The sequence below is a fragment of the Halodurantibacterium flavum genome (assembly GCF_042681825.1).
Lineage (GTDB): Bacteria > Pseudomonadota > Alphaproteobacteria > Rhodobacterales > Rhodobacteraceae > Halodurantibacterium > Halodurantibacterium flavum.
In genome coordinates this window covers 1-1727 of the sequence record NZ_JBHUGH010000021.1, presented here as the reverse complement: position 1 = coordinate 1727, position 1727 = coordinate 1, and the positions used below count along the sequence as shown (strand labels likewise).

At 61.5% G+C, this 1727-nt stretch carries 2 protein-coding genes; both read left to right on the top strand.

Annotated elements, in window-relative coordinates; genetic code table 11:
* Nucleotides 1-62: 62 nt before the first annotated feature.
* On the top strand, nt 63-653 hold the full coding sequence (locus ACFSGJ_RS17165) for a TetR/AcrR family transcriptional regulator (RefSeq protein ID WP_390264675.1): 591 nt from the start codon (nt 63-65) through the stop codon (nt 651-653).
* Between the two features lie 174 nt (nt 654-827).
* Nucleotides 828-1520, top strand: a complete 693-nt coding sequence (locus tag ACFSGJ_RS17160; protein ID WP_390264672.1) for a type 1 glutamine amidotransferase domain-containing protein — start codon at nt 828-830, stop codon at nt 1518-1520.
* Nucleotides 1521-1727 lie beyond the last annotated feature (207 nt).

Here is a 1727-nt window from a genome sequence, read left to right as displayed (position 1 = left end):
TTGGGAGATTATTTTCGCCTGGGCCCTAGACGACTGGTCTATTCGACACTATATCCCGGTCCATGAAAGATGATCGACATAACACTGGCGTCAGGGAACACATCCTTGCAACCGCGCAGGCCATCATGAACGGGAAGGGCTTCTCGGCCGTGGGGTTGAACGAGATACTCAAGGCGTCGGATGTCCCGAAGGGTTCTTTCTACCATTACTTCCGGTCCAAGGAGGAGTTTGGAAAGGCACTGCTGGAAAGATACTTCGAGACCTATCTGGCTGCGATGGACGAAATCATCGCCCGGGACGACCTGACCGGGGCGGAAAAGCTCCTCGCGTATTGGGGGCGCTGGCTGGATTCCCAGACGGCAGATGATCCGCAAAGCAAATGCCTGGTGGTCAAGCTGGCGGCGGAGGTGTCCGATCTTTCCGAAGCGATGCGCCGGGTTCTGTTGGACGGGACGGGGCAGATCACGGGACGGATCGCCGAGATGATCGAGGCGGGGATCGCGGACGGATCGCTCCGCATCACCGGGCAACCGCACCACGTTGCGACGAGCCTGTACCAATCCTGGCTGGGGGCGAGCCTTCTGGCCAAGATCACCCGGGATGGCACGCCGCTGAGAGCGGCGATGACCGAGACAAGAAACACGCTGGGCTGAAGGACGGCCCGGCACGGCACCGACGGCATCATTTGCGCGTATAAAATAGCCGACTGGTCTACTAATTGAGATGCGGAAGGGCAGGACTGCGCCCGACCTCTGGCCCGTGATGCGGGTCTACACCGGGGATAGCCCCCACAACCGAAACAAACGACTGAAACAAGGAAAAGAGACATGAAGGTTTTGATGATACTGACGTCGCACGACGAACTCGGCGATACCGGCCGCAAGACCGGCTTCTGGCTCGAGGAGCTTGCCGCACCTTACTATACCTTCAAGGATGCCGGCGCCGAAATCACCCTGGCTTCTCCCAAGGGCGGACAGCCGCCGCTGGACCCGGTCAGCAATTCGCCCGATTTCCAGACAGACCACACCCGCCGCTTCGAGGCGGATGCCGAAGCAAACGCGGCGCTGGCCGCGACGCTGAGGCTCGCTGACGTGAACGAAGGCGACTATGACACCGTGTTCTATCCCGGTGGCCACGGTCCGCTCTGGGATTTGACCGAGGATGCGGATTCGGTCGCTCTGATCGAGGCATTCAACCAGGCGGGCAAGCCGTTTGCACTGGTCTGCCACGCTCCCGGCGTGCTGCGCGACGTCAAGGGCAGTGACGGTCGACCGCTGGTCGAAGGACGCGAAGTCACGGGCTTCACCAATTCGGAAGAGGCCGGCGTGGGCCTGACCGAGGTTGTTCCCTACCTGGTCGAGGACACGTTGAAAGCCAAGGGCGGCGCGTTCGTCAATGGCCCGGACTGGGCCTCCTTCGTCGTGCAGGACGGTCTGCTGATCACCGGGCAGAACCCGGCCTCTTCGGCCGAGGCAGCCGCGCGGCTCATCAAGGCGCTGGCAGAGCGCGAAGCGTCCTGATGACGGCCTTTGATCTCAGTGATCTTTGATCTCAGTGATCGATGAATGGCCAGTTGACCGCGGCCAAGCTTCGGCTCCGCCGCGGTCATCCGCCCCGAGCGCGGTCGCCGGCATCGAGGGCGACGGCAACACAGAGCCATTTCCACAAAAGGAACATCCCTGTGACCAGAATGCTGGAAACCCTCACGCGGGAAGATGCCGGCAGGA

Coding starts and splice junctions, on each gene's coding strand:
- ACFSGJ_RS17165 (WP_390264675.1), top strand. CDS start 63: ATGAAAGATGATCGACATAACACTGGCGTCAGGGAACACATCCTTGCA.
- ACFSGJ_RS17160 (WP_390264672.1), top strand. CDS start 828: ATGAAGGTTTTGATGATACTGACGTCGCACGACGAACTCGGCGATACC.